The following is a 24,613-nucleotide window of genomic DNA, read 5'->3' as shown; positions in this document are numbered from 1 at the left end:
TCGGAACGTCGAACGGCCGGTCCTTCGGGACCGGCCGTCGTTGTGTTGTGGAGCCTAGGAGATTCGAACTCCTGACATCCTGCTTGCAAAGCAGGCGCTCTACCAGCTGAGCTAAGGCCCCGGAGGGAGAAGAGTGGGGCTACCAGGACTTGAACCTGGGACCTCTTCATTATCAGTGAAGCGCTCTAACCGCCTGAGCTATAGCCCCGTGCGACGGCTCGGCCGTCAACCTCCAAGACTTTACCCGACGCCTCCTCATTTCACGAATTCGACGTCGCCGATGCTCACGGCGCAGGCAAGCCATGCCTTCGTTGCCGAGGCCCGATCCGGGTCGATTTACTGGACGCATGACCCAGGAATCCACGGAGCACGCCGAGCCGCACAACGGTGGTGTGAGCCAGCGTCTCAACTGGCTGCGCGCCGGTGTGCTCGGCGCGAACGACGGCATCGTGTCCGTCGCGTCCCTCGTCGTCGGTGTCGCCGGTGCGACGACCGATGTGCCCGCTCTGCTGACGGCCGGCATCGCCGGCCTCGTCGGTGGCGCCGTGTCGATGGCCCTCGGGGAGTACGTGTCGGTGAGCAGTCAGCGCGACAGCGAGCGGGCGCTCATCGAGAAGGAGAAGCGCGAGCTGCTCGAGATGCCCGAGGAGGAGCTCGAAGAGCTCACCCAGCTCTATCAGCAGCGCGGGATCTCGCGGGAGACCGCAGAGAAGGTGGCGGCCGAGCTCACCGCTCACGATGCCCTCGCGGCGCACCTCGAGGTCGAGCTCGGCATCGACCAGGATGACCTGGTCAGCCCGTGGCAGGCCGCGTTCTCCTCGGCGATCGCGTTCACGGCCGGCGCGATCCTTCCGCTTCTGGCGATCCTCCTGCCGCCCCCGGGCCTGCGTGTGCCGATCACGTTCGTCGTGGTGATCATCGCGCTGGCGCTGACCGGAACGATCTCCGCGAAGCTCGGCGGCAGCGGCCGCCGCAAGGCGGCGCTGCGCCTGGTGATCGGTGGCGCGCTCGCACTCGTGGTCACCTACCTGATCGGTCACCTGCTCGGCACCGCCGGCATCGTCTGAGACGGTATGACGAAGGGCCCTGCCGTACGGCGGGGCCCTTCGTCATACCGTCGGTCAGTTCGAGGTGAACCCGACCAGCAGTCCGCCGGTCACCTTGACGGCGAAGTTGTAGATTCCCGCGACGACGGCGCCGAGCACCGTCACCACGATGAGGTTGATGATGGCGACGACCGCGGCGAAGGCGAGCACCTGCGGCAGGCCGATCGTGTGGCTGAGGATGAACGTGCCGCCCGAGATCGACGACGTGAACTCGTCGGCCTTCGAGAGCACACCGGTCGCCGCGACGGCGGCGTAAACCACGACATAGGCGACGACCGTCACGATCGCGAGCGCCACCGCGGCGAGGAAGGAGAGCTTCACAGCCGTCCAGAAGTCGACGTAGACCAGACGCAGCCGCACCTGCTTGGTGCTGGCGCCCTTCGAGCTGCTGGACTTCTTCGCGAGCTTGTCCGCTACGGTGCTCATGCCTCAGTGTTCTCCTCAGTACCTACGTCGACGCCGTCGGACTCGGCCGGGGCATCGGATGTCTCGGCGAGACCTCGCTCGCCGTTGCGAGCGATCGCGAGGATGCGATCGTCGTCGTCGGGCCGGGCGAACACGACTCCCATCGTGTCGCGTCCCTTCGCCGGGACCTCGGCCACGGCAGAGCGTACCACCTTGCCACTTGCGAGAACCACGAGAACCTCGTCGTCCTCGCCCACGATGAGGCCGCCGGCGAGGTCGCCTCGGTCGTCGTGGAGCTTGGCCACCTTGATGCCGAGTCCACCGCGGCTCTGCACCCGGTACTGATCCACGTCGGTGCGCTTCGCGTAGCCGCCTTCGGTGACGACGAACACGAATCCTTCGTCGTGGACGACCGACGCCGACAGCAGACTGTCATCCCCGCGGAAGGCCATGCCCTTCACACCTTCGGTGGAGCGACCCATCGGACGCAGTGCGTCGTCGGTCGCGGTGAAGCGCAGAGACATGCCGTGCCGCGAGATCAGCAGCACATCGTCGGACTCGTCGACGAGCAGCGCGCTCGTCACCTCGTCGCCCTCGCGCAGCTTGATCGCGATGACGCCGCCCTGACGGTTGGTGTCGTACTCACCGAGTCGCGTCTTCTTCACGAGGCCCGACCGCGTGGCCAGCACGAGATAGGGCGAGGTCGCGTAGTCGCGGATGTCGAGGATCTGCGCCACCTGCTCGTCCGGCTGCAGGGCGAGCAGGTTCGCGACGTGCTGACCCTTCGCATCGCGTCCGGCCTCGGGCACTTCATAGCCCTTGGCCCGGTACACCCGGCCCTTGGTGGTGAAGAACAGCAGCCAGTGGTGCGTGGTCGTCACGAAGAAGTGCTCGACGACGTCGTCCGCGCGCAGCTGCGCGCCCTTCACACCCTTGCCGCCGCGGTGCTGCGAGCGGTAGTTGTCGCTGCGGGTGCGCTTGATGTATCCGTCACGGGTGATCGTGACGACCATCTCCTCCTCGGGGATGAGGTCCTCGATGGACATGTCGCCGTCGAAGCCGAACAGGATCTCGGTGCGACGCTCGTCGCCGAACTTCTCGACGATCTCACTCAGCTCGTCGCGCACGATCGTGCGCTGGCGCTCGGGGCTCGCGAGGATGCCCTTGTAGTCGGTGATCTGCTCCTCGAGGGCGGATGCCTCATCCATGATCTTCTGACGCTCGAGCGCCGCCAGGCGCCGCAGCTGCATCGTGAGGATCGCGTCGGCCTGCACGTCGTCGATGTCGAGGAGCGTCTTCAGTCCTTCACGCGCGTCGTCGACGGTGGTAGACCGGCGGATGAGCGCGATGACCTCGTCGAGCGCGTCGAGCGCCTTGAGGTAGCCGCGCAGGATGTGCATGCGCTCCTCCGCCTTGCGCAGGCGGAACTGGGTGCGACGCACGATCACGTCGAGCTGGTGGTCGATCCAGTGGCTGACGAAGCCGTCGATCGACAGGGTGCGCGGTACGCCGTCGACGATCGCGAGCATGTTGGCGCCGAAGTTGTCCTGCAGCTGCGTGTGCTTGTACAGGTTGTTGAGCACGACCTTCGCGACGGCGTCGCGCTTGAGCACGATGACCAGGCGCTGACCCGTGCGCTCGCTCGACTCGTCGCGGATGTCGGCGATGCCGGCGATTTTGCCGTCACGGGCGAGGTCGCGGATCTTGATCGCGACGTTGTCGGGGTTGACCTGGTACGGCAGCTCGGTGACGACCAGGCACGTGCGGCCCTGGATCTCCTCGACGTTGACGACGGCGCGCATCGTGATCGAGCCACGACCCGTGCGGTAGGCCTCGATGATGCCGCGGGTGCCGAGGATCTGCGCCGACGTGGGGAAGTCCGGCCCCTTGATGCGGGCGATCAGGGCGTCCTGCAGCTCGTGAGCGGATGCCTCGGGGTGCTCGAGCGCCCACAGCACACCGTCGGCCACCTCGCGCAGGTTGTGCGGCGGGATGTTCGTGGCCATGCCCACTGCGATGCCGACGGAGCCGTTGACGAGCAGATTCGGGAACCGGGCCGTGAGGACCTTCGGCTCCTGCGTCTGACCGTCGTAGTTGTCCTGGAAGTCGACGGTCTCCTCTTCGATGTCGCGCACCATCTCGAGGGCGAGCGGAGCCATCTTGGTCTCGGTGTAGCGAGGGGCGGCCGCCTCGAGGTTCCCGGCGGAGCCGAAGTTGCCCTGACCGAGCGCGAGCGGGTAGCGCAGCGACCACGGCTGCACGAGTCGCACGAGGGCGTCATAGATGGGGGCATCGCCGTGCGGGTGGTACTGGCCCATCACCTCGCCGACCACGCGGGCGCACTTGGAGTACGACTTGTCGGGGCGGAAGCCACCGTCGTACATGCCGTAGATCACGCGTCGGTGCACGGGCTTGAGGCCGTCGCGCACGTCGGGAAGCGCGCGCCCGACGATGACGCTCATCGCATAGTCGAGGTAGCTGCGCTGCATCTCCGACTGCAGGTCGACCTGGTCGATCCTGCCGTGGTTGTGCTCGGATGCCTCGTCGGGCCGGACGTCGTCAGTCATAGTCGTTCAATCTCGTTCGTGTGATCCGGGGCGCGGGGTGGTGGGCCTCAGATATCGAGGAATCGCACGTCCTTGGCGTTGCGCTGGATGAAGGAGCGGCGGGATTCGACGTCCTCTCCCATGAGGGTCGAGAAGATCTCGTCGGCGGCCGCCGCGTCCTCGATGGTCACCTGCAGCAGCGTGCGGGTGACCGGGTCCATCGTCGTCTCCCACAGCTCCTTCGGGTTCATCTCGCCCAGACCCTTGTATCGCTGGATGCCGTTGTCCTTCGGGATGCGCTTTCCGCTCGCGATGCCGTCGGCCAGCAGCGCATCGCGCTCACGGTCGCTGTAGACGTACTGGTGGTCGGAGTTCGACCACTTCAGGCGGTACAGCGGGGGCTGGGCGAGGTAGACGTAACCGGCCTCGATGAGTCCGCGCATGTAGCGGAAGAGCAGAGTGAGCAGCAGCGTCGTGATGTGCTGACCGTCGACGTCGGCATCGGCCATCAGCACGATCTTGTGATAACGGGCCTTCGTGATGTCGAAGTCCTCACCGATGCCCGTGCCGAAGGCCTGGATCATCTCGGTGATCTCCTTGTTGCCGAGCGCACGGTCGAGTCGTGCGCGCTCGACGTTGAGCACCTTGCCGCGCAGCGCCAGGATCGCCTGCGTGTGCGGGTTGCGCCCCTGCACCGCCGAACCGCCGGCGGAGTTTCCCTCGACGAGGAAGATCTCACTGATCGAGGGGTCCTTGCTCGTGCAGTCCTTCAGCTTCTCCGGCATCGACGCGGACTCGAACACGCTCTTGCGCCGGGCCGTCTCGCGGGCCTTGCGCGCGGCGATGCGCGCGGTCGCGGCGTCGATCGCCTTGCGCACGATGTTCTTCGCCTGTGCCGGGTTGCGGTCGAACCAGTCGCCGAGCTGGTCGCCGACGACCTTCTGCACGAACGCCTTGGCCTCTGTGTTGCCGAGCTTCGTCTTGGTCTGTCCCTCGAACTGCGGCTCGGAGAGCTTCACCGAGATGACGGCGGTCAGGCCCTCGCGCACGTCGTCGCCCGAGAGGTTGTCGTCCTTCTCCTTGAGCAGGCCCTGGGCGCGCGCGTACTTGTTGACGAGCGTGGTGAGCGCGGCGCGGAAGCCCTCTTCGTGCGTTCCGCCCTCGTGCGTGTTGATGGTGTTCGCGTAGGTGAACACGTTCTCGGTGTACGAGGTGGTCCACTGCATCGCGATCTCGAGGGCGATCTTCTTCTCGGTGTCCTCCGAGTCGAAGTCGATGATCTCGTCGTTGACCGCTTCGATCTTGCGCACCGAGTTGAGGTACTGCACGTAATCGACGAGTCCGCGCTCGTACAGATAGACGTCGCTGGGCTGACGGATGACCGGGGAGCCGTCGACATCCTCTTCGTACGCCTCGTCGGCACGCTCGTCACGGAGGGCGATGGTGAGCCCCTTGTTGAGGAAGGCCATCTGCTGGAAGCGCGTGCGCAGCGTGTCGTAGTCGAACACGACCGTCTCGAAGATCTCGGGGTCGGGCCAGAAGGTGATGGTGGTGCCGGTCTCGTCGGTCTCCTCGCCCTTCGCGAGGGGGGCGACCGGGGCGCCGCCGGACGTGTACGACTGCCGCCAGACGTGGCCCTGACGCTTGACCTCGACCTCGAGACGTGTGGAGAGCGCGTTCACCACCGAGGAGCCGACGCCGTGGAGACCACCCGATACGGCGTAGCCGCCGCCGCCGAACTTGCCGCCCGCGTGCAGCACGGTGAGCACGACCTCGACGGTCGACTTTCCCTCGGTCTTGTGGATGTCGACGGGGATGCCGCGCCCGTTGTCGATCACGCGCACCGCACCGTCCGCGAGGATCGTCACGTCGATCGTGTCGCAGTAGCCGGCGAGGGCTTCGTCGACCGAGTTGTCGACGATCTCGTAGACGAGGTGGTGGAGGCCGCGGGGACCGGTCGATCCGATGTACATGCCGGGGCGCTTGCGCACCGCCTCGAGGCCTTCGAGCACCTGAATGGCATCGGCGCCGTACTCACCCGGCGTGGACGCGGGAGCCTTCTTCTCGGAATTCTCGGGTCCGCTGGCAGGGTTTTCAGACGTCATAGGTTTCGAGCGCTCCGGATAGGTCGGCGATACCGGTCCAGTCTACCGCGCCGAGCGGTTTCGCGGGCCCTGTACGCCCGTATGGCGGGATGAAATGATCCGAGCCACCGACGGACGTGCCTCAGCCGTAGGTATCGCGAGGGCCGCGCCCTGGAACCGTTCTGGGGCCCCATTTCCACGAGGGGACGTCGGGTCCGATGAAGCGCACTGCGTCGACGCCCGCGTCCGGGAACCGTCGTGTGATCTCGCTGACGATCTGTGCGCGCATCAGCGTGAGCTGCTTCGCCCACGCGGTCGAGTCGCACTCGACGGTCAATCGGCCGTCGTCGAGCGAGAGTGGTCGTGTGTGCTGCGCGGTCTCGGCGCCGGCGACCTCCCGCCACTGGAGGATGATGTCCTCTCGGGCGAGCGCCCCGGTCCACCCGGCATCGCGCGTCAGCGCGTCGACCACATCGCCGAGGCCCTTCGGGTCGCGACCGGGCGCGAACGGGGCATCCTCGTCGTCGACCACGGGCCGACGGCCGCGCCGTTTCGCTCGCGGCGACGGCTCGAGACCGCGCAGTCGCCGATAGGTCGCGACGGTCTCCGGAACACCCGGTTCATCCATCGCTGACCCCGACGATCTGACCGCTGTCGATGCGCACCGTGCGCCCTCGGAGCGCCGCAGGCACATCGGCCTCCACAGCCGCCGTCACGATCACCTGCTCGAAATCGTGGATGACGCCAGCGAGCCGGGTGCGACGGTCGGCGTCGAGCTCGGCGAACACATCGTCGAGGATGAGCACGGGATCCCCCGTGGAACGCTCTTCCCGCAGGAGCGCGGCGGAGGCGAGACGGAGCGACAGCGCCGCCGACCACGATTCGCCGTGCGACGCGTAGCCCTTCACCGGGAGTCCGCGCACGCTCACCAGCAGATCGTCGCGGTGTGGACCGACGAGAGTCAACCCCCGGTCGAGCTCGATCGAGCGTCGCGCGGTCAGGGCCTGACGGAACGCCGTCGCGGTGTCGGATGCCGCGGCCACCTCCGAGGCCGATTCGTCCTCCTCGGGATCACCTCCGTCGATGGAGCGCACCCAACGGACGCTGGGGTCGTGGTCCGCGCCCGCGATCGAGGCGTAGGCGCTCGCCAGCGGACCCGCGATGTCGACGGCCAACCCCTGGCGTGCGTCGATGATCTGTGCGCCGAGCTCGATGAGCTTGTCGTCCCACACGTCGAGCGTGGCGAGCCCCGAACCCTGCACCCCGCGCGCCCGCGCCGACTTCAGCAGGGTGTTGCGCTGGCGCAGCACCCGGTCGTAGTCGCCCAGCACGGCAGACATCCGCGGGTGGCGCTGCACGAGCAGCTGATCGGCGAACCGGCGACGCGCGGAAGGGTCGCCACGGACGATCTGCAGGTCCTCCGGAGCGAAGAGCACGACGTGCGCGTAGCGCGGCAGCTCACCCGGACGCACCGGCGACCCGCCGACCCGAGCCTTGTTACCGCCCTGACGGTTGATCTGCAGCTCGACGATGAGCCGCCGCTCTCCGTGCCCGATGCGTGCGCGCACGATCGCGGCATCCTGTCCACGACGCACCAGCGGAGCATCGAGCGCCACCCGGTGCGACCCGAGGGTGGCGAGATAGGCGATCGCCTCCGCGAGGTTCGTCTTGCCCTGTCCGTTGCGCCCGACGAAAAGGTTGGGACCGCGCTCGAGCGCGAGATCCGCGTGCGCGTAGTTGCGGAAGTCGACGAGACTCAGCTGCTCCACGAACACCCGCCCAGCCTACCGACGGGGTGCGACGACGGTCGGGCTCGCGCGGCCCGCAGCCGCGGACCGGGCACCTGGGCGAGCCACTCGGTGATCGTGCGCATGAAGGCCCCGTGGTCGTCGCGGAACACGGTGTGCCCGGTACCCCCGAGGCGGAGCACGATCATGCCCCGTTCCACGAGAGCGGAGCGCGCGCGGTCGGTGATCAGCAGGCTCTTCTCTGCGAGCACCACCAGAGTCGGGATGCCGAGGTGCCGCGGCGGTCTCAGCCACGCGGTGCGAACGAAGGCGAGGATCGTGCGACGGTCCCAGCGGGCCACGGTCGACACCTCGATCTCGAGGTCGACCTCGCTCCACTTCGGGTTCATCCGCGCGAGCATACGGCGGCTCGGCCGCGGTGCCATCGCAAAGGCAGCTTTGAAGGCCGCCCCCTTGACCCCTCGGGGGAATGCGAAGGCCGGATCCACGTAGATCGCGCTGCGCGCCCCCAGCCGGGTCGCGACCTCACCGGCGACGACGCTGCCGAGGGAATGCCCCATCACGAGATCGGGGGGCCCGTCGAGGAGCGGTGCGACGGTCTCCACGACATCATCGGTCCAGGATGCCGCCGAGTACCGCGCCGCACGAGGCGAGGAGCCGTGACCGGCCAGATCTACCGCGAGGACGCGGTAGCCCGCGGCATCCAGATCTGCGGCCACCCGGTGCCACGCCTCGGCGCCCGACATGATGCCGTGCACGAGAATCGCCGTGCGGTGCCCATCACCCTGCGTCACGACGGCCAGCTGCATGCGGCCACCGTAGGCCGACAAGCTGGATGTGGGCCGTCCCCGACCTATGCGGTTCGGGCTGGGGCGTCAGCGCAGGAGCAGGTTGGGCTGGAGCAGGTAGCGGAAGCTCTCCGCACCGCCCTTGTCGACCGAGGTCTGCGGGGTGATGAGGATCGGGCTCAGCTTGTTCTGGTTCTCGCTCGACGTGAACGTGATGCGGGTGAACTCGCTGCGGACAGCACCGAGCGCTTCGAGCAGGTACTGGGGGTTCAAACCGAGCGTGACATCCTCACCGGTCAGGGTGGCATCGACCGCCTCGGATGCGCGTGCCTGCTCGGTGCCCGAGGCATCCATCGAGACGCCGTCGACCGTGAAGGTGAAGCGCAACGGAGCCGAGCGGTCGAGCACGAGTGCGACGCGGCGGACGGCCTCGGCGAGCTCGGCCGTGTTCACGACCGCGTAGTGATCCGTCTGCTCGGGGAACAGCCGGCGCACCGGCGGGAAGTTGCCCTTGATGAGCAGCGACGTCACCGTCTTGTTGCCCGAGGTGAAGGCGATGATCTCGCGGTCGCCCGACCCGGAGAAGTGCACGGAGATGTCGGACCCGTGCGAGAACGTCTTGCCGACCTCCTGCAGGGTGCGCGCCGGCACGAGCGCGGTCGTCGTCTCGTCGCCGGCGACCGTGCCGCCGTCCCACGGGATCTCCCGCAGCGCGACCCGGTAGCGGTCGGTGGCCACCAGGCTGAGTGCGGTGCCGCTGACCTCGAGCTGCACGCCGGTGAGCACCGGCGTCACGTCGTCGCGCGACGCGGCGAAGCCGACCTGCGAGATCGCCGTGGCGAATTCCTCCGCCTGCACGAGGCCGGATTCGCCGGTGACCTCGGGGATCGCGGGGTACTCCTGCACCGGCATGGACGCGAGGGTGAAACGCGCCGAGCCGCAGGTGAGCACGATGCCGTCGTCGTCGACGGAGATCTGGATCGGAGCGTTGGGCAGCCGACTGGCGATGTCGGAGAGAAGACGCCCGTGCACCAGGATCGTGCCCGGCTCATCGACCGTCGCCTCGATCGTGGTGCGCGCGGAGGCCTCGTAGTCGAAGGCCGACAGCGACAGACCCGCATCGGATGCCTCGATCAGCACGCCCGCGAGGATCGGCTGCGGATTGCGCTGAGGCAGCAGCTTGACCACGAAGGACACGGCTTCGCTGAAAACGTCTCGACTGACGTGGAACCTCACGGGCGCTCCCTTGACCTTGTTGGGCCTTCCCATGCTAGTGGTGCGTCTCGCGCAGGCGAATGACCCGTGTCGCGGGACGTTCTCCCACCCGATCTGTTCGCAAGGGTGATCGAACGGCTGAAAGGAGAGAGGACTTAAGTGATGGTGTTAACGCCTGTGGACAATGTGGATAACCCCGCGGATCCCTGTCCTGCATGGGGAACTACACGCGTGGAAGTTGTGAGTGGCCGGGGGAGGCCGATGTGGTGCGTCGATGTCAGGATCGACGCGTTCTCATGCGCACCGCGATCGAGCCCACAGGATCGGGGTCGAGATCCACAGTTATCCACAGGTTATGCACACTGGGGAAAGTGCATCTTGGCGTTCCCTGTGTGCCGTGTCAAGGGGGGAAGTGACGCACCGAGATGTGCGATCGGATCAGCGCGCGTTGCGCCCCAGCTGCGACGTGATCTCGGACACCTGGTTGTAGATCGACCGACGCTCCTTCATGAGGTCGCTGATCTTCTTGTAGGCGTACATGACGGTCGTGTGGTCGCGATTGCCGAAGAGCTGGCCGATCTTCGGCAGCGACAGGCTCGTGCGCTCGCGGCACAGGTACATCGCGATCTGCCGTGCGGTCGCGACCGCCTGCGAGCGACTCGACCCGTAGAGATCGTCGACCGAGAGCTTGAAGTACTGCGCGGTCGCAGTGATGATGTCGGTCGGCGAGATCACATTCGCGTCGTCCTGGTCGACGATGTCTCTCAGTACCTGCTGTGCGAGCGACATGTCGAGCGAGGACCGATTGAGGCTCGCGAACGCGGAGACCCGGATCAGCGCGCCCTCGAGTTCACGGATGTTGGTGGACACGACTGTCGCGATGTACTCCAGCACCTCGTCGGGGATGTGGAGTCGCTCGTTCTGCGCCTTCTTCCGGAGGATGGCGATGCGGGTTTCGAGATCGGGCGCCTGAACGTCGGTGATCAGACCCCACTCGAAGCGGCTGCGCATGCGGTCCTCGAACCCGGTGAGGTGCTTGGGCGGCACATCGCTCGTGATCACGACCTGCTTGTCGTGGTCGTGCAGCTGATTGAAGGTGTGGAAGAACGCCTCCTGCGTCTCGGCGCGACCCTGGAGGAACTGGATGTCGTCGATCAACAGGATGTCGACATCGCGGTAGCGCGCCTGGAACGCCGAGCCACGGTTGTTGGCGATCGAGTTGATGAAGTCGTTCGTGAACTCTTCGCTGGACACATAGCGCACGCGGATGCCCGAATAGAGGCTCTGCGCGTAGTCGCCGATCGCGTGGAGGAGATGAGTCTTCCCGAGCCCGGAGTCGCCGTAGACGAAGAGCGGGTTGTAGGCCTTCGCCGGCGCCTCGGCGACGGCGACCGCCGCGGCGTGCGCGAAGCGGTTGGACTGTCCGATGACGAACCGGTCGAACGTGTACTTCGGGTTCAGTCGGGTGTCGGAGCGCAGCGGGGTGCTCGGCGAGTCGGCGACGTCATCGGCGAGGGGCACGGGCGGAGCGGGCAACGGCGTCGACGACGGCGCCGGAGCGCTCAGGTGCGCGTCACTCAGTTCCGGATTCACGACCACGCGGAACGAGGTCACCTCACCGTCGGGCGAGGCGACACTGAGAGCCTCCATGATCGGCGTGCGCAGACGCTTCGTGAACTGAGCCTGCGTGAGTTCGTTCGGCACGTCGAGATAGAGAGTGCCGCCCATCACCCCCTGCGGGATCGCGAGGCTGAGGAATCCGTGCAGCTGCGGGGTGACCCGGTCGTCGTGCACGAGAGCGTCGAGCACGTCGGCCCAGACGGGCACCTCCGGTTGGTCCTGCACGATGCCGTTCCCCCTTAGACCTGTGGACGAATACCCCAGTTTCGGAGGAGAACCCGCCCGAACCTGTGGATAAGTGCTGGAGACACGCTAGTCAGACGACGGGGGCGAATCAAACCGTTCGGCGATGGGCGCGTGTCGATCACGGGGTGGTTTGGGGGTGCCGTGATAGTGCGGATAGCTCCTGGGTTTGAGTTCTCGGCTCCGCGGGCATAGCCTTAGTCGGTTGACTTATGCCTTCCAGGCAGTTCGTTCCCCGTCGCCGGCCGCCAGCTTCCGGTGACCCCCGATCCGGAGTGATCCCATGAGCAAGCGCACCTTCCAGCCCAACAACCGCCGCCGCGCCAAGAAGCACGGCTTCCGCGCCCGTATGCGCACCCGCGCCGGCCGCGCCATCCTCTCGGCGCGTCGCACCAAGGGTCGCGCCACGCTCTCTGCCTGAGACCGGCGTGCTTTCCCGGCCGAGTCGTCTCACCGATGGTGCCGACTACAAGGCCGTCGTCCGACGGGGAGTCCGGAGCACTTCGCCGCACCTGATCACCTATGTGGTCGCGAGCGAGGGCACGCGGGCACCCCGTTTCGGTTTCATCGTGTCGAAGCAGGTGGGAGGCGCGGTGACCCGCAATCTGGTTCGTCGCCGCTTGAAGGCGATCTGCGCAGAGGCGCGGGGCGACGTCGCGCCGGGACGCGACATCGTCATCCGCGCGTTGCCCGCCGCCGCCGCGGCATCCTTCTCCACTCTTCGCGGAGACGTGCGCACCGCACTGCAGCGGAGGGCGTCATGAGCTCGGCGACGCTGCCGTCTCACTCGCGCGGAACCGACCGGTTCGACACTCGGCTGTGGCTGCGCGCCGTGCCGCTCGTTCCTCGCAACCTGGGTCTCGCGCTGCTGCACGGCTACCGCGCAACCATCTCCCATGTTTACGGCGACGTGTGCAAGTACTATCCGTCGTGTTCCGCGTATGCGGTGGGTGCCGTGCAGCAGCACGGATTGGTCAAGGGTTCTGCCCTCGCGGCCGCCCGCATCGCCCGGTGCCACCCGTGGGCAGCTGGCGGAGTGGACGACCCCCCGACCCATGCGCATTACGCCCACGCTCTGACTCCGCACGGCTTCGTCGTGCCCCTTCGAAAGGACTGATCCGTGCCGGATCTGTTGGGAATCGTCCTCTGGCCGCTCAAATGGGTGGTCGAGCTCGTGCTGGTCGCGTGGCATGCCGTGTTCACGTTCTTCGGGATGGACCCGGCGACGGGTCTGACCTGGGTGCTGTCGATCATGGGCCTCGTGGTCGTTGTGCGCGCCGCACTGATCCCGGTGTTCGTGCGCCAGATCAAGAGCCAGCGCAAGATGATGGAGATCGCGCCCGAGCTGCGCAAGATCCAGGAGAAGTACAAGGGCAAGCGCGACCAGCTCTCCCGTGAGGCGATGAGCCGCGAGACGATGGCGCTCTACAAGAAGCACGGCACCTCCCCGGTGTCCAGCTGCCTGCCGCTGCTGATCCAGATGCCGATCTTCTTCTCGCTGTACAGCGTGCTGAGCGATGTCGCCAAGCATGCGACGGCGGCGGTGCCCACCGGTGGCGTCGGCCCGCTCACGCTCGAGCTGACGCAGGAGTTCTATCAGGCGAAGCTCTTCGGCGTCGCGTCGCTCCACGACACCCTCACCGGAGCGTGGGGTCAGCCGGGCGGCACCGTGACCGTGGTCATCCTCATCGTCCTGGTGGCGGCGATGATCGCGTCGCAGTTCATCACCCAGCTGCAGATCATCTCGCGCAACCTCTCGCCCGAGGCGAAGACCGGCCAGGCGTACCAGATGCAGCGCATCATGCTCTTCATCATCCCGATCGGCATGATCTTCTCGGGCGTGTTCTTCCCGCTCGGCGTCGTCATGTACTGGTTCACGTCGAACCTGTGGACGATGGTGCAGCAGTTCCTCGTGATCCGTAACCTCCCCACCCCCGGATCCGCGGCGGCCAAGGCCCGCGAGGAGCGCCTGGCTCGAAAGGGGAAGGCGGTCGATTCCAGCGGTCGTGTCGTCTCGCTGGAGAAGTACGAGGCGGAGCAGCAGCGGCTGCTCGCCGAAGCCGAGCGCGCGAAGGCTGCAGCTCCCAAGCGCCAGCAGCCCATGGGTAAGCAGCGCGCGAAGAAGCAGGGGGGCTCCCCCGCCGGTCCGAAGCCGGGCGCGTCCTCCGGTGGCGACGCGACGCGTCCCGCCTGACGACCTCCCCCAACTCCCCTATCCGAAGGACTCTCGATGACGACGACCGCGAACTCCGACGACCTCCGCGATGAGGCGACCGTCGAGCAGCTCGAGCAGGAAGGTGACGCTGCTGCGGACTTCCTCGAGGGGCTGCTCGACATCGCCGACATCGACGGCGACCTCACCCTCGATGTGCGAAACGGTCGTGCGTACGTGTCGGTCGAGGCATCGGACGCGTCCCTCGATGCACTCGCCGAGCCGGACACCGTGGCGTCGTTGCAGGAGCTGACCCGACTCGCGGTGCAGAACGCGACGGGTCGCTACTCCCGGCTCATCCTCGACATCGGCGGCTCCCGCGATGCGCGTCGCCGTGAACTCGAGTCCCTGGTCGAACGAGCCGCCGCCCGACTCGCCGACGGCGCGTCGCAGGCATCCCTCCCGGCGATGTCGAGCTACGAGCGCAAACTCGTGCACGACATCGCCGCCGAGCGCGGGCTCACCTCCGAGTCCTACGGCGAGGGCGCCGCGCGTCACACGGTGCTGCGCCGCGCGTGAGTGTTTCACGTGAAACATCGCCACAGGGTGATGTGGAACGCGAGCCCGCGTATGCGACCGAGGTGTTCGGTGACGGGATCGGACGCGCGCGTCGGTTCGCTGGTTCGCTCGCCCGGGAGGGTGAGCTGCGAGGTCTTCTCGGTCCCCTCGAGAATGCGCGCCTCTGGTCGCGGCATCTGCTGAACTGCGCGGCCGCGGCACCCCTGTTCGCGACGGGATCCGAAGTCGGGGACATCGGATCCGGGGCGGGTCTGCCGGGGATCGTCCTCGCGATCGCGCGCCCGGATGTCGCGTGGACTCTCATCGAACCGATGGAACGACGCGTGGCCTGGTTGTCAGAGCAGGTCGCCGACCTCGAACTGGAGCACGTGACCGTGCTCCGCGCGCGCGCCGAGGACGTTCCCCGAGAGTCCTTCGACGCGGTGACCGCGCGTGCGGTGAGCGCACTGAAGGGTCTTGTCCCTCTCGCGGCTCCGCTCGTACGCGACGGTGGAGAGCTGATCTTCCTCAAGGGCGCGTCGGTGGCGGCGGAGATCGACGCGGCCCGCAAGCAGCTCGCTGCTGCTCGCGTGTCGGACCCGCGTGTCGACACGGTCGGCGATGGTGTGCTCGAGGAACCGACGCGCGTCTTCCGGGGAACCGTGCGTCGTGCGCGAGCGTGATGTTTCACGTGAAACATCGCAAGGCCGCCGACGTGCGGTGTCGGCCACGCGGCTACAGTGGACGGAGTGAGTGACGACATGACCGAGACCGAGGTGTTTCACGTGAAACATTCCCCCGCGTCGGATGACTCACCGCTCGACGACACGCCACTTGCTCGCGAACTGGCGGACCTGTCGACCCGCCGACGTGCGCTCGAGCACGCGTCGGTCACGCTTCCGACGGCGACCCGGATCATCACGGTGTCGAACCAGAAAGGGGGGGTCGGCAAGACGACCTCCGCGGTGAATCTGGCTGCGGCGCTCGCACACGTCGGCGCTCGCGTGCTCGTCATCGACCTCGATCCCCAGGGCAACGCCTCGACCGCGCTCGGAATCCCGCACTCGGCGGACACGCCCAGCATCTACGACGTGCTGATCGATGACTTCCCGCTCGTGGACGTGGTCCAGTCGAGTCCCGAATCCGACCTCCTGCAGTGCGCGCCGAGCACGATCCACCTCGCTGGCGCAGAGATCGAGCTCGTCGCGCTCGTTGCTCGCGAGCACCGACTGCGTACCGCGCTCGAGACCTACCTCGCTGCCACGACCGACGCTCCCCACTTCGTCATCATCGACTGCCCGCCCTCACTCGGACTGCTCACGATCAACGCGTTCACCGCGGCATCCGAGGTGCTCATTCCCATCCAGTGCGAGTACTACGCGCTTGAGGGCCTCGGCCAGCTGATGGGCAGTGTCGAGATGATCCAGAAGCACCTCAACCCCCGGCTGCACGTCTCGACGATCCTGCTGACGATGTTCGACGCACGCACCCGTCTGTCGGGGGAGGTCGCCGACGACGTGCGTACCCACTTTGCAGGCGAGACGCTCACGACTGTCATCCCGCGATCGGTGCGGGTGAGTGAGGCACCGAGCTTCGGACAGACCGTCATCGCGTATGACGTGCAGTCGGCCGGCGCGGTGGCCTATCGCGAGGCCGCCGTCGAGATGCTCGCGCGCGGCGTCGAGCGGGAAGGGGGCCGATGATGGCCAAGCGCACCGGACTCGGGCGGGGGATCGGAGCCCTCATCCCGACGAGCGAGCCCAGCGAGGCACGCCCCGTCGATGTCTTCTTCCCCGAGCAGCCCAAGACCTCGACCGCGGATACCCCGCCGGCCTCCGAGCCCGAGCTCATCGCCGTTCCCGGTGCGCGGCTGATCCGCATCGACCCGAACGAGATCCAGCCCAACCCGCGTCAGCCGCGCACCGTGTTCGACCCGCAGGACCTGGCGGAGCTCGTGCACTCGGTGCGGGAGTTCGGCGTGCTGCAGCCCGTCATCGTGCGCGAGGTGGACGGCTCGTACGAGCTCATCATGGGAGAGCGTCGCACTCGTGCCGCCAGAGAGGCGGGCCTGGACTCGATCCCGGCGATCGTGCGCGAGACGGCCGACGAGGATCTGCTGCGCGACGCACTGCTCGAGAACCTGCACCGTTCGCAGCTGAATCCCCTCGAGGAGGCATCGGCCTACCAGCAGCTGCTTGAAGACTTCGGCATCACGCAGGAGCAGCTGTCCCAGCGCATCGGCCGCTCACGGCCGCAGATCTCCAACACGATCCGGCTGCTCCGCCTTCCCGTGCCGGTGCAGCAGCGGGTGGCGGCCGGTGTGCTCAGCGCGGGACACGCGCGGGCGATCCTGTCACTCGACGACACAGACGCGATGGCGCGGCTCGCCGACAAGATCGTGAACGAGGATCTCTCGGTGCGCGCCGCCGAAGCGGCAGCCAAGAACTCGCCCGCACCTCGACGCCCGGCGCCCAAGGCGGGGGCCCGGCGGGGTCACCTCGATGAGGTCGCTAGTCGACTGGGCGACCGCCTCGACACGCGCGTGAAGATCAGTCTGAGCGCGAGAAAAGGCCAGATCAGCATAGATTTCGCCACCATCCAGGACTTGAATCGGATCCTGGCGGAACTGGGCGAGGAGGGGTTCGCGGGCTGAGCCGCGGCATCCGGCCCGACCCTCACCGGCGGGCACGTAGGCTGGATGGGTGACCGACGCCCGAGCCACCGACGGAGCCCGTCGCGCCAGCCTCGAGCTGTTGCGTGCCGAGGCCGCGGATGAGCTGTCGGTGCTCGTGGAGGAACGGCTTCGCGACGGCGAGGACCCCTGGGACTTCATGGAGGACCTGCCCACGGTCGACGAGCTGGTCGTGTTCATGCTGCGGGCGGAGAACATCGCCGAGGCCGGCGGGGGCAAGCCCACCGCCGCCCGCCACTACCGCGTGCTGCGTCAGATCGCGCTCGACTACCCACCGCTCACCCGTGCGGTCTGGCGGCTTCTCGGAGAGGCGAACACCCACCGCCGCTGGGATGCGGTCGTGCGCGACGCGTCCTGACGGTTCCTCGGCTCGCGCACCTGCCCCGCGAGACGGCTGACGTACGCGACCTTCACTGCGCCGTCCTTACCGCCGCTGCCACGGGCTCCGCCCACGCCGTTCGAGGACGAAGACGACGAGAGGCCCGGATGCCGCGGCATCCGGGCCTCTCGTGAGGCGTCTCGCTCAGGCGAGGAAGGTGGCGAGATCCTGCTCGAGCGCGACCTTCGGCTTGGCGCCGATGATCGTCTTCTTGACCTCGCCGGCCTCGAAGACCTTGAGGGCGGGGATCGAGGTGATCTGGTACTTCATCGCGAGGTCGGGGTTCTCGTCGACATTGAGCTTGAGGATCGTGATCTTGCCCTGGTGCTCGCTCGCGATCTCGTCGAGGATCGGGGCGACCATGCGGCACGGACCGCACCAGGCGGCCCAGAAGTCGACGAGCACAGGGCCGTCGGCCTGCAGGACGTCTTCGGTCCACGTCTTGGAGCTGGTGGCGGTGGCAGTCATGGGGTTTCTCCTTAGGAAGTCTGCTGAGTGTTCGAACGCCGTGCGCGAACGGATTGTTCCCGCCGCTCAGGCGACCGGGAGCTCTTCGATCTGGTCGGCGTCGGCGGCCGGCGCACCGGCGTCGTCGAGGGAGGCGAGGAAGTGCTCCGCGTCGAGGGCGGCGACTGTGCCGCTTCCCGCCGCGGTCACGGCCTGGCGGTAGGTCGGGTCGATCACGTCGCCCGCGGCGAACACGCCCGTGAGGGACGTGCGCGACGACCGGCCGTCGACCCACACCGTGCCGGCGTCGGTCAGTCGCAGCTGGTCGTGCACGAGGTGGGTGCGCGGGTCGTTTCCGATCGCGACGAAGACGCCCTCGAGGGGGAGCTCGCGAGTCGACCCGTCGACGGTGGAGCGGAGTACCACGCCCGACACCGAGTCCTCACCCAGGATGTCGACGACCTCGCTGTTCCAGACGAACTCGATCTTCGGGTCGGCGAAGGCGCGCTGCTGCATGATCTTCGATGCACGCAGCTCCTCGCGACGGTGGATCACGTAGACCTTCGACGCGAAGCGGGTGAGGAAGGTGGCCTCCTCCATCGCCGAGTCGCCGCCGCCGACGACGGCGATGGTGCGCTCGCGGAAGAAGAACCCGTCGCAGGTCGCGCAGTACGAGACGCCGTGACCCGAGAGGCGCTGCTCACCCTCGATGCCGATCTTGCGGTAGGCGGAGCCGGTCGCGAAGATCACCGCGTCGGCCTCTTCCACGGCGCCGTTGCCGAGGGTGACGCGCTTGACGTCACCGGAGAGGTCGAGCGCGGTGACGTCGTCGTAGCGCACGGTGGTGCCGAACTTCTCGGCCTGCTCCTGCAGCTTGGCCATGAGCTCCGGGCCCTGGATGCCCTCCGGGAACCCGGGGAAGTTCTCGACCTCGGTGGTGTTCATCAGCTCGCCGCCGACCTCGACGGAGGAGGCGAACAGCACGGGCGACAGCTCGGCGCGCGCCGCGTAGATGGCGGCGGTGAATCCGGCGGGGCCCGATCCGATGATGATGAGCTTGCTCACGTGGGGACTCTCCTTGTCGATCGGCCGCGGGGATGTCTCTCGCAGCCACTACCGGTCAACACATGGTAGCCGCGGGACATTCCGCGAGGGGCCGTCAGCGACGCACGATCCGCCGTACGAGGGCGATGCCCGGGCCGAGCTCGGGCGCGCGCAGCACCGCCAGGGCGAGCACGTACACGACGGTGGCCGAGAGCCCCACCACGGCTGTTCCGACAGCCCCCAGGATCTGCCCCGAGACCATCCAGCCGTGCACACCGCCGGCGAGCAGGAACACCCCGTAGCCGGCGAGGCCCGCGGGGATGGCCGCGATGCCGAAGCGGGCGAGCGATCCGAGCCAGACCCGTGCCCGCAGGTCGCCGATCTTGCGCCGCAGCAGGATGCCCCCGGCGATGACCTGCACGAGCATGGCGAACGACTGGCCCAGTGCGATGCCGGCGCCCAGATACTCCCGGGGGAGCGTCCACGAGGCGATGAACGCCGTGAGCACCACCAGCACCGCCTGCAGCAGCGTGAACAGGAAGGGTGTGCGGGTGTCGTCGAACGCGTAGAACGACCGCTGCACGATATAGAGCACCGACATCGGGATGAGACCGGCGAGATAGCACAGCAGCATCAGCGCGGCCGCCGGGGCATCGGCATCCGAATCGGTGAAGATGCGGGCCGCGGGGATGGCCGCCGCCGCGAGCGCCGCGGTGGCGAGCACGATGAACAGGCCGAGCATCGTGATGCTGCGGCCCACATCGACGCGCACCGCGTCGATGTTGCCGGCGTGCGCCTGCTCGCTCAACCGCGTGAAGTAGGGGGTGCCGATCGAGACCACGATCACCGAGTACGGCAGCATGAACAGCAGCCACATGTTCTGCGACGTCGTGGCGGCGGGGCCGTAGCCGGATGCCGCGGACAGCAGCTGCGACTGGATGAGCCCGGCCGCCTGCCCCACGAGCACCATGAGGAACGTCCAGCCCGCGAGGCGTCCGATGTGGCGAAGACCGACCCCGCGCCAGCGGAAGTCGGGGCGCAGGCTCAGTCCCGCCCCCCGCCAGAACAGCAGCAGCACGATCGCCTGGGCGACGACACCGCCGGTGGCGGTCGCGCCGATCACCGTCACCATGCCGGGCGTCCAGCCGGTGACCTCGGTCTGCGGGCCGAACAGCGCGATGAACGCGCCGAAGCCGGCCACCGAGACGACGTTGTTGATGATCGGCGCCCACGTGAACGGACCGTAGGCGTTGCGGGCGTTGAGCGTCTCGCCGAGGAGCGCATAGAGGCCGTAGAAGAGCACCTGCGGCAGGCACCAGTAGGCGAACGCGGTCGCGAGGGCCATCTGATCGGGGGTGTAGTTCGGCGCGTACGCGACGACCAGCAGCGGGGCGAACACCATCGCGAGCGCCGTGGCGCCCAGCAGCACGGTCGTGCCGAGGGTGAACAGCTTGGAGACGAACGCGCGACCGCCGTCGGCGTGGCTCGCCGCCTTCACGATCTGCGGAACGACGACGGCGGTGATGATGCCCGTCGAGATGATCGCGTAAATGTTGTTCGGCAGCTGATTGGCCGTCGAGAACGCGTCGGCGGCGCGGCTTCCGACCGAACCGAGCGCGGCCACGAGCACGATGGAGCGCACGAATCCGGACAGTCGGGAGATCACGGTTCCGGCGCCGATCAGCAGGCTGGCGCGGCCGAACGAGGTCACGGAGCGTCCTTCGGGTCAGCCGGGGCCGCGGCATCCGTCGTCGCCGGATCGCCGGTCGCCGGATCGGCGGTCGCGTCGGTTGCGTCGTCTCCGGCGGTCGTCGCTGTCGGGCGCGAGAGGCGTCGGCGTCGGCGGACCATACGGATGACGCCGAGGCCGATGAACGCGGCCACCAGCACGCTGATCACGACGAGGCCGATGTTCTCCCAGTCCGCGCGCACCGCGACATCCACCGTCTGGGCGGTGCCGACCGCGACCCCGGACGCGCTGCGCAACTGCAGCGCGATACGCACGTCTCCGTTGCCCAGGCGCGCCCGAACAGGTACCTCGACGCGCGTCACACTCGAGGCCTCGGCGTGCACCTCAACGCGTGCGTCGACGTCGAGGCGCACGTCGTTCGGGGTGGCGAAGAGCGTGACGTCGACCGGATAGGGCAGATCGTTGCGCACCGCGAACCACAGGTTCGCGCCGCTCGCGAAGAGGTTCACGTTGCTGGTGGGCGTGATGTCGACCGAGCCGAGCGTCGTCGCCGTGGCCGCGGCATGGTCGGACAGTGCTGCCTTCCAGCCGTCGAGGTCCGACAGCCACGAGCCGCCGAGGAGCTGGAGGGCCGCCGCGTCCTCGGGACCTGTCAGCAGGGCGGGCGAGCTCAACACGGTGGCGAACTGCGCGATCGACGCGGCCTGCGACTGCAGCGAGGTCACTGCGCTCGTCCGGGCCGCGTCGATGGTCGAGGTCGCGAGTGCGCGCGGAGTTCCCGAGGTGCTGATCAGGCCGCTGAGCGAGGTGAGGGAGATCCCGGATCCCCCGGTGACGGCGGCGACCGCAGCGCCGACCCCGGCCGCTGACCGGGTGGCGGTGCGGTCGACGACGACGGCGAGAGGGGAGCCCGACGTGTCGTGCGCGGCGAAGAAGAGGGCGGCGGATGCCGCGGCCAGCGGTGCGCCCCGCAGGTTGGCGTCACCCGTGGCGGCGGCGAGACCGAGGGCGGATGAGATCTCGCCGTCGTAGACCACGACGGGCGCCGCGTCGACGGTGCCGGACGCGGAGACGGTGGCGTTGTTCGCCCCCGTGGTCGTACTCACGGAGGACACGAGGGACACCGCCGCAGCGTCGCTCGATCTCAGCTCGGAGACGGTCTGTGCGTCGCTGAGGCCCGAGGGTGCCCAGTAGATCGAGGGGTCGGACGGCCCGATCGCCAGCAGTTCGGAGAGCGTCGGCAGCGTCGACGTCGTCGAGCCGCTCGCGCTCGGCGTCGGCGTCGGGCCGCCTGTCGTCGTCGGGGAGGGGGAGGTGCTGCCGAAGTTCTTCGGGTCGAGGTAGGCGGCCAGCGAGGTCGGCGCGAGCGGGCGGGACAGTCCCGCCTCGAGCTGGGTGGCGACATCCGCATCGCCGTACTGCAGGGCGAAGCGCTCGTTCGGCAGGGTCATCAGCCGCTGCAGCCATGCGCGCGCACTCGCCGGCGCCGACGAGCCGAGCACGCGGATCGAGGCGACGACGGCGGGGTCGACGGCCAGGACCGCCGCGGTTCCGGCGACCGCGGTGAGCTCCGCGTCGAGCAGCCCGCCGGTGGCGGTCAGCGTGGCGAGCCGGTCGGCGGGGATCACGGCGGTGGATTGCGGGCCCGCGCTGATGGGCACGACGAGCGCGACCGAGGCCGTCGTCGCGTCCGGCACGGTGATGACCGATCGGGCGTCGTACGAGCCGAGGGTCACGCGCACCGGGTACACGCCCGCGGCGAGAGTCGCGATCGCGCTGGTGGTCGGATCGATGACGAGTGAAGCCGATTCGGTCTGACCGCCCGCGGTGGTGCCGAGGTCGGTGGCTCCGAGCACGGCCGGTGTCGTGGCATCCGCGGTTCCCGACAGCCACCGCGACAGCTCGGTGCGGCTCGTGAACGGCGCGCTCCCGATGCTGAGGGTTGCGACTCCGCCGTCGACGGCGGCACCGGTCGTGTTCGAGAGGACGATGGACGCCGCCAGCGACTCACCCGGGCGGAAGAGTCCGTCCTGTGCGGGGGAGAGCGTGAGGGCGACGGTGCCGGTCGGCGACGCGGACGGTGACGGCGACGGTGTGTCGGCGGCGGCCGGCGCCGCAGGGGCGAGCAGCACGGCGGCGGCCAGCACCGCAGCGCCCGCGCGCAGCGCCCGACGCAGGAGCGCGCGTGCGCGGGGGGCGTCCCCCGCCGAGGTGTGCTTCGCAGTCATAAGAGAGGTCGGTGCGGTCCACGCGCACGTCGGCTGCGATTCTACGGGCGGGTGCTGTGGCATCCCCGAGCCTCGCGGGGAAGGCGGCGAGCGGACGCCCGCGCGCGGTTGAATGGACGGGTGACCGTCTCCATCGACACCGCCGCGGCGGCGGCCCTCGCCCGGGATCTGGATGCCGCGGACTACCGCACCGACGCCGTGCGCGCCGCGTGGGGCGACCTGCCCGATCGGGCCATCGGGCAGGGGCTGCGCGGCCCCGCCCTCGCGGCGCTCGAGGGACGCACCGACCCGCTCGCGGTCGTGTGCCGCCTGCTCGGCGTGGGGGCTGCGGCATCCGTCGCCGAGGTGGAGGCCGCGTTCCCCGCGTGCGGCGTGGCCGGGCTCATCGCGCTCGACCTCGTGCAGGTCGCCGGAGAGGTCGTCGTCGCGACCGCCCTCGTACGCCCGCAGGCCTTCGCCGACGGTCGCGGCGAGGTCGAATGGTGGATCGCGAGCGATCTCGACGAGGCGGCCCTCGGCGGAGAGCTCGCCCCCGACCACGTGCTGGGCGTCGGGGGTGCCTCGCTCACGCTCGCGTCGCTGCAGCTGCCGGCGGCCGCGGCATCCGTGCTCGACATCGGCACGGGGTGCGGCATCCAGGCGCTGCGGGCGCGGCGGTATGCGGACCGCGTGGTGGCGACGGATGTCTCGACCCGCGCCCTGCGGTTCGCCGCCCTGAACGCGGCGCTCGCGGGGGACACCGCGGTCGAGCTGCGGGAGGGGAGTCTGTTCGAGCCCGTCGCGGGCGAGCAGTTCGACCGGGTCGTCTCCAACCCGCCGTTCGTGATCACGCCCCGTGTCGCGGGCGTTCCGGCCTACGAGTACCGCGACGCCGGATTCGCGGGCGATGATCTCGTGGCCGCCGTCGTGCGGGGGGTCGGGGAGGTGCTCACGCCCGGCGGAGTGGCCCAGCTGCTCGGCAACTGGGAGTACCGCGACGGCGAGGACGGCCTCGAGCGAGTGCGGGCCTGGGTGGCGGCGAGTCCGGTTCCGCTCGACGCCTGGATCGTCGAGCGCGAGCAGCTGGACCCGCTCGCGTATGCGCAGCTGTGGGTGCGTGACGGCGGGTCGGCTCCGGGCGGCGACGACTACGCCCGCCTCGTGGGCGCCTGGCTCGAAGACTTCGCCGACCGCGGCGTGACCGCCGTGGGGTTCGGCTATCTGCTGCTGCGCCGGGCCACGGGCGTGCCCACACTCGCCCGGTTCGAGCGGATGCCGCAGCCCATCGACCACGCGCTCGGACCGCACCTGGCGGCCTCCCTCGCCGCCCACGACAGGCTCGCCGCGCTCACCGATGCGCAGCTCGCCGCGAGCGTGCTGCACGTCGCCCCGGATGTCACCGAGGCGCGGCATCACCGCCCCGGCGAGGAGGCGCCGACGGTCATCGAGCTGCGCCAGGGCGCCGGCTTCCAGCGGGCGCTCGTGGTCGATCCGGGGCTCGCCGCCCTCGTCGGCGCGTGCGACGGCGACCTCGCGGTGGGTGTGCTCGTCGCGGCGATCGCCGACCTCCTCGAGGTCGACCCCGACGCGCTCGCCGCGGAACTGCTGCCGCGCGTGCGGGAGCTCGTCGTGACGGGCTTCCTCGGGTTCGACGGCCCCGAGCCGGCCGATCCCGCCGGATAGGCTCGT

Annotated in this window: 23 protein-coding genes and 2 tRNA genes; 11 read left to right on the top strand and 14 right to left on the bottom strand. The window is 68.6% G+C overall.

The window, feature by feature from the left end; genetic code table 11:
• Positions 1-48: 48 nt before the first annotated feature.
• Positions 49-121, bottom strand: a tRNA-Ala gene (locus RR49_RS09845).
• Between the two features lie 13 nt (positions 122-134).
• Positions 135-208: transfer RNA gene (locus tag RR49_RS09840), tRNA-Ile, on the bottom strand.
• Between the two features lie 139 nt (positions 209-347).
• On the opposite strand from RR49_RS09840, the gene RR49_RS09835 reads away from it, so the two are divergent.
• A complete protein-coding gene (locus RR49_RS09835) occupies positions 348-1,067 on the top strand; it encodes a VIT1/CCC1 transporter family protein (protein WP_045247914.1) in 720 nt (239 codons plus the stop codon).
• 54 nt (positions 1,068-1,121) lie between these two features.
• On the opposite strand, the gene RR49_RS09830 is transcribed toward RR49_RS09835, so the two are convergent.
• The 8 genes from RR49_RS09830 to dnaA form a co-directional block, all read right to left on the bottom strand.
• Positions 1,122-1,532 carry a DUF3566 domain-containing protein gene (locus tag RR49_RS09830; RefSeq protein WP_045247913.1) on the bottom strand — a complete coding sequence of 137 codons (411 nt, stop codon included), beginning with the start codon at positions 1,530-1,532 and terminating at the stop codon, positions 1,122-1,124.
• A complete protein-coding gene (gene gyrA, locus RR49_RS09825; protein ID WP_045247912.1) occupies positions 1,529-4,078 on the bottom strand; it encodes a DNA gyrase subunit A in 2,550 nt (849 codons plus the stop codon). Before gyrA ends, RR49_RS09830 begins: the two co-directional genes overlap by 4 nt.
• Before the next feature lie 47 nt (positions 4,079-4,125).
• The gene (gene gyrB, locus RR49_RS09820; protein ID WP_045247911.1) at positions 4,126-6,162 is read right to left on the bottom strand and encodes a DNA topoisomerase (ATP-hydrolyzing) subunit B; all 2,037 of its coding nucleotides are present in this window, start codon (positions 6,160-6,162) and stop codon (positions 4,126-4,128) included.
• 121 nt (positions 6,163-6,283) lie between these two features.
• Positions 6,284-6,769: a DciA family protein gene (locus tag RR49_RS09815; protein ID WP_045247910.1), complete on the bottom strand. Its 486-nt coding sequence runs from the start codon at positions 6,767-6,769 to the stop codon at positions 6,284-6,286.
• Positions 6,762-7,916 (bottom strand): DNA replication/repair protein RecF, encoded by a 1,155-nt coding sequence (recF, locus tag RR49_RS09810; protein ID WP_045247909.1) that lies wholly within the window; start codon positions 7,914-7,916, stop codon positions 6,762-6,764. Before recF ends, RR49_RS09815 begins: the two co-directional genes overlap by 8 nt.
• Positions 7,898-8,698 (bottom strand): alpha/beta fold hydrolase, encoded by an 801-nt coding sequence (locus RR49_RS09805; RefSeq protein ID WP_048808964.1) that lies wholly within the window; start codon positions 8,696-8,698, stop codon positions 7,898-7,900. The genes recF and RR49_RS09805 overlap by 19 nt, the downstream gene beginning before the upstream one ends.
• Positions 8,699-8,764: 66 nt before the next feature.
• Positions 8,765-9,913 (bottom strand): DNA polymerase III subunit beta, encoded by a 1,149-nt coding sequence (gene dnaN, locus RR49_RS09800; RefSeq protein ID WP_045247908.1) that lies wholly within the window; start codon positions 9,911-9,913, stop codon positions 8,765-8,767.
• A 417-nt stretch (positions 9,914-10,330) separates the two neighbouring features.
• Positions 10,331-11,620, bottom strand: coding sequence for a chromosomal replication initiator protein DnaA (dnaA, locus tag RR49_RS09795; protein WP_416361455.1), 1,290 nt, complete (start codon positions 11,618-11,620; stop codon positions 10,331-10,333).
• Positions 11,621-12,038: 418 nt separating this feature from the next.
• Here dnaA and rpmH point away from each other — a divergent pair, with 418 nt between their 5' ends.
• The 9 genes from rpmH (at position 12,039) to RR49_RS09750 (ending at position 17,515) form a co-directional block, all read left to right on the top strand.
• Positions 12,039-12,176: a 50S ribosomal protein L34 gene (rpmH, locus tag RR49_RS09790; RefSeq protein WP_045247906.1), complete on the top strand. Its 138-nt coding sequence runs from the start codon at positions 12,039-12,041 to the stop codon at positions 12,174-12,176.
• A gap of 7 nt (positions 12,177-12,183) precedes the next feature.
• Positions 12,184-12,519, top strand: coding sequence for a ribonuclease P protein component (gene rnpA, locus RR49_RS09785; protein ID WP_045247905.1), 336 nt, complete (start codon positions 12,184-12,186; stop codon positions 12,517-12,519).
• Positions 12,516-12,872 (top strand): membrane protein insertion efficiency factor YidD, encoded by a 357-nt coding sequence (yidD, locus tag RR49_RS09780; protein ID WP_045247904.1) that lies wholly within the window; start codon positions 12,516-12,518, stop codon positions 12,870-12,872. The genes rnpA and yidD overlap by 4 nt, the downstream gene beginning before the upstream one ends.
• Positions 12,873-12,875: 3 nt before the next feature.
• On the top strand, positions 12,876-13,949 hold the full coding sequence (yidC, locus tag RR49_RS09775; protein WP_045247903.1) for a membrane protein insertase YidC: 1,074 nt from the start codon (positions 12,876-12,878) through the stop codon (positions 13,947-13,949).
• A gap of 36 nt (positions 13,950-13,985) precedes the next feature.
• A complete protein-coding gene (locus tag RR49_RS09770) occupies positions 13,986-14,486 on the top strand; it encodes a Jag family protein (RefSeq protein WP_045247902.1) in 501 nt (166 codons plus the stop codon).
• A 32-nt stretch (positions 14,487-14,518) separates the two neighbouring features.
• The gene (gene rsmG / locus RR49_RS09765) at positions 14,519-15,148 is read left to right on the top strand and encodes a 16S rRNA (guanine(527)-N(7))-methyltransferase RsmG (RefSeq protein ID WP_048808961.1); all 630 of its coding nucleotides are present in this window, start codon (positions 14,519-14,521) and stop codon (positions 15,146-15,148) included.
• Between the two features lie 78 nt (positions 15,149-15,226).
• Positions 15,227-16,168, top strand: coding sequence for a ParA family protein (locus RR49_RS09760; RefSeq protein WP_045247900.1), 942 nt, complete (start codon positions 15,227-15,229; stop codon positions 16,166-16,168).
• Complete coding sequence (locus tag RR49_RS09755; protein WP_048808960.1) at positions 16,168-17,118, top strand: ParB/RepB/Spo0J family partition protein; 951 nt, start codon at positions 16,168-16,170, stop codon at positions 17,116-17,118. Before RR49_RS09760 ends, RR49_RS09755 begins: the two co-directional genes overlap by 1 nt.
• Before the next feature lie 49 nt (positions 17,119-17,167).
• Entirely contained in the window at positions 17,168-17,515 is a 348-nt protein-coding gene (locus RR49_RS09750; protein WP_045247898.1) for a hypothetical protein, read from the top strand.
• A gap of 165 nt (positions 17,516-17,680) precedes the next feature.
• On the opposite strand, the gene trxA is transcribed toward RR49_RS09750, so the two are convergent.
• The 4 genes from trxA to RR49_RS09730 form a co-directional block, all read right to left on the bottom strand.
• Entirely contained in the window at positions 17,681-18,004 is a 324-nt protein-coding gene (gene trxA / locus RR49_RS09745) for a thioredoxin (RefSeq protein ID WP_045247897.1), read from the bottom strand.
• 66 nt (positions 18,005-18,070) lie between these two features.
• Positions 18,071-19,048: a thioredoxin-disulfide reductase gene (trxB, locus tag RR49_RS09740; RefSeq protein WP_045247896.1), complete on the bottom strand. Its 978-nt coding sequence runs from the start codon at positions 19,046-19,048 to the stop codon at positions 18,071-18,073.
• 94 nt (positions 19,049-19,142) lie between these two features.
• On the bottom strand, positions 19,143-20,738 hold the full coding sequence (gene murJ, locus RR49_RS09735; protein ID WP_045247895.1) for a murein biosynthesis integral membrane protein MurJ: 1,596 nt from the start codon (positions 20,736-20,738) through the stop codon (positions 19,143-19,145).
• The gene (locus RR49_RS09730) at positions 20,735-22,945 is read right to left on the bottom strand and encodes a DUF6049 family protein (RefSeq protein ID WP_045247894.1); all 2,211 of its coding nucleotides are present in this window, start codon (positions 22,943-22,945) and stop codon (positions 20,735-20,737) included. Before RR49_RS09730 ends, murJ begins: the two co-directional genes overlap by 4 nt.
• A 120-nt stretch (positions 22,946-23,065) precedes the next feature.
• Here RR49_RS09730 and RR49_RS09725 point away from each other — a divergent pair, with 120 nt between their 5' ends.
• Entirely contained in the window at positions 23,066-24,607 is a 1,542-nt protein-coding gene (locus tag RR49_RS09725; RefSeq protein ID WP_048808958.1) for a DUF7059 domain-containing protein, read from the top strand.
• Positions 24,608-24,613: the final 6 nt, after the last annotated feature.

The organism is Microbacterium ginsengisoli, from assembly GCF_000956535.1.
In the GTDB taxonomy this organism is placed as follows: domain Bacteria; phylum Actinomycetota; class Actinomycetes; order Actinomycetales; family Microbacteriaceae; genus Microbacterium; species Microbacterium ginsengisoli.
This window is presented reverse-complemented; position numbering and strand designations above follow the sequence as displayed.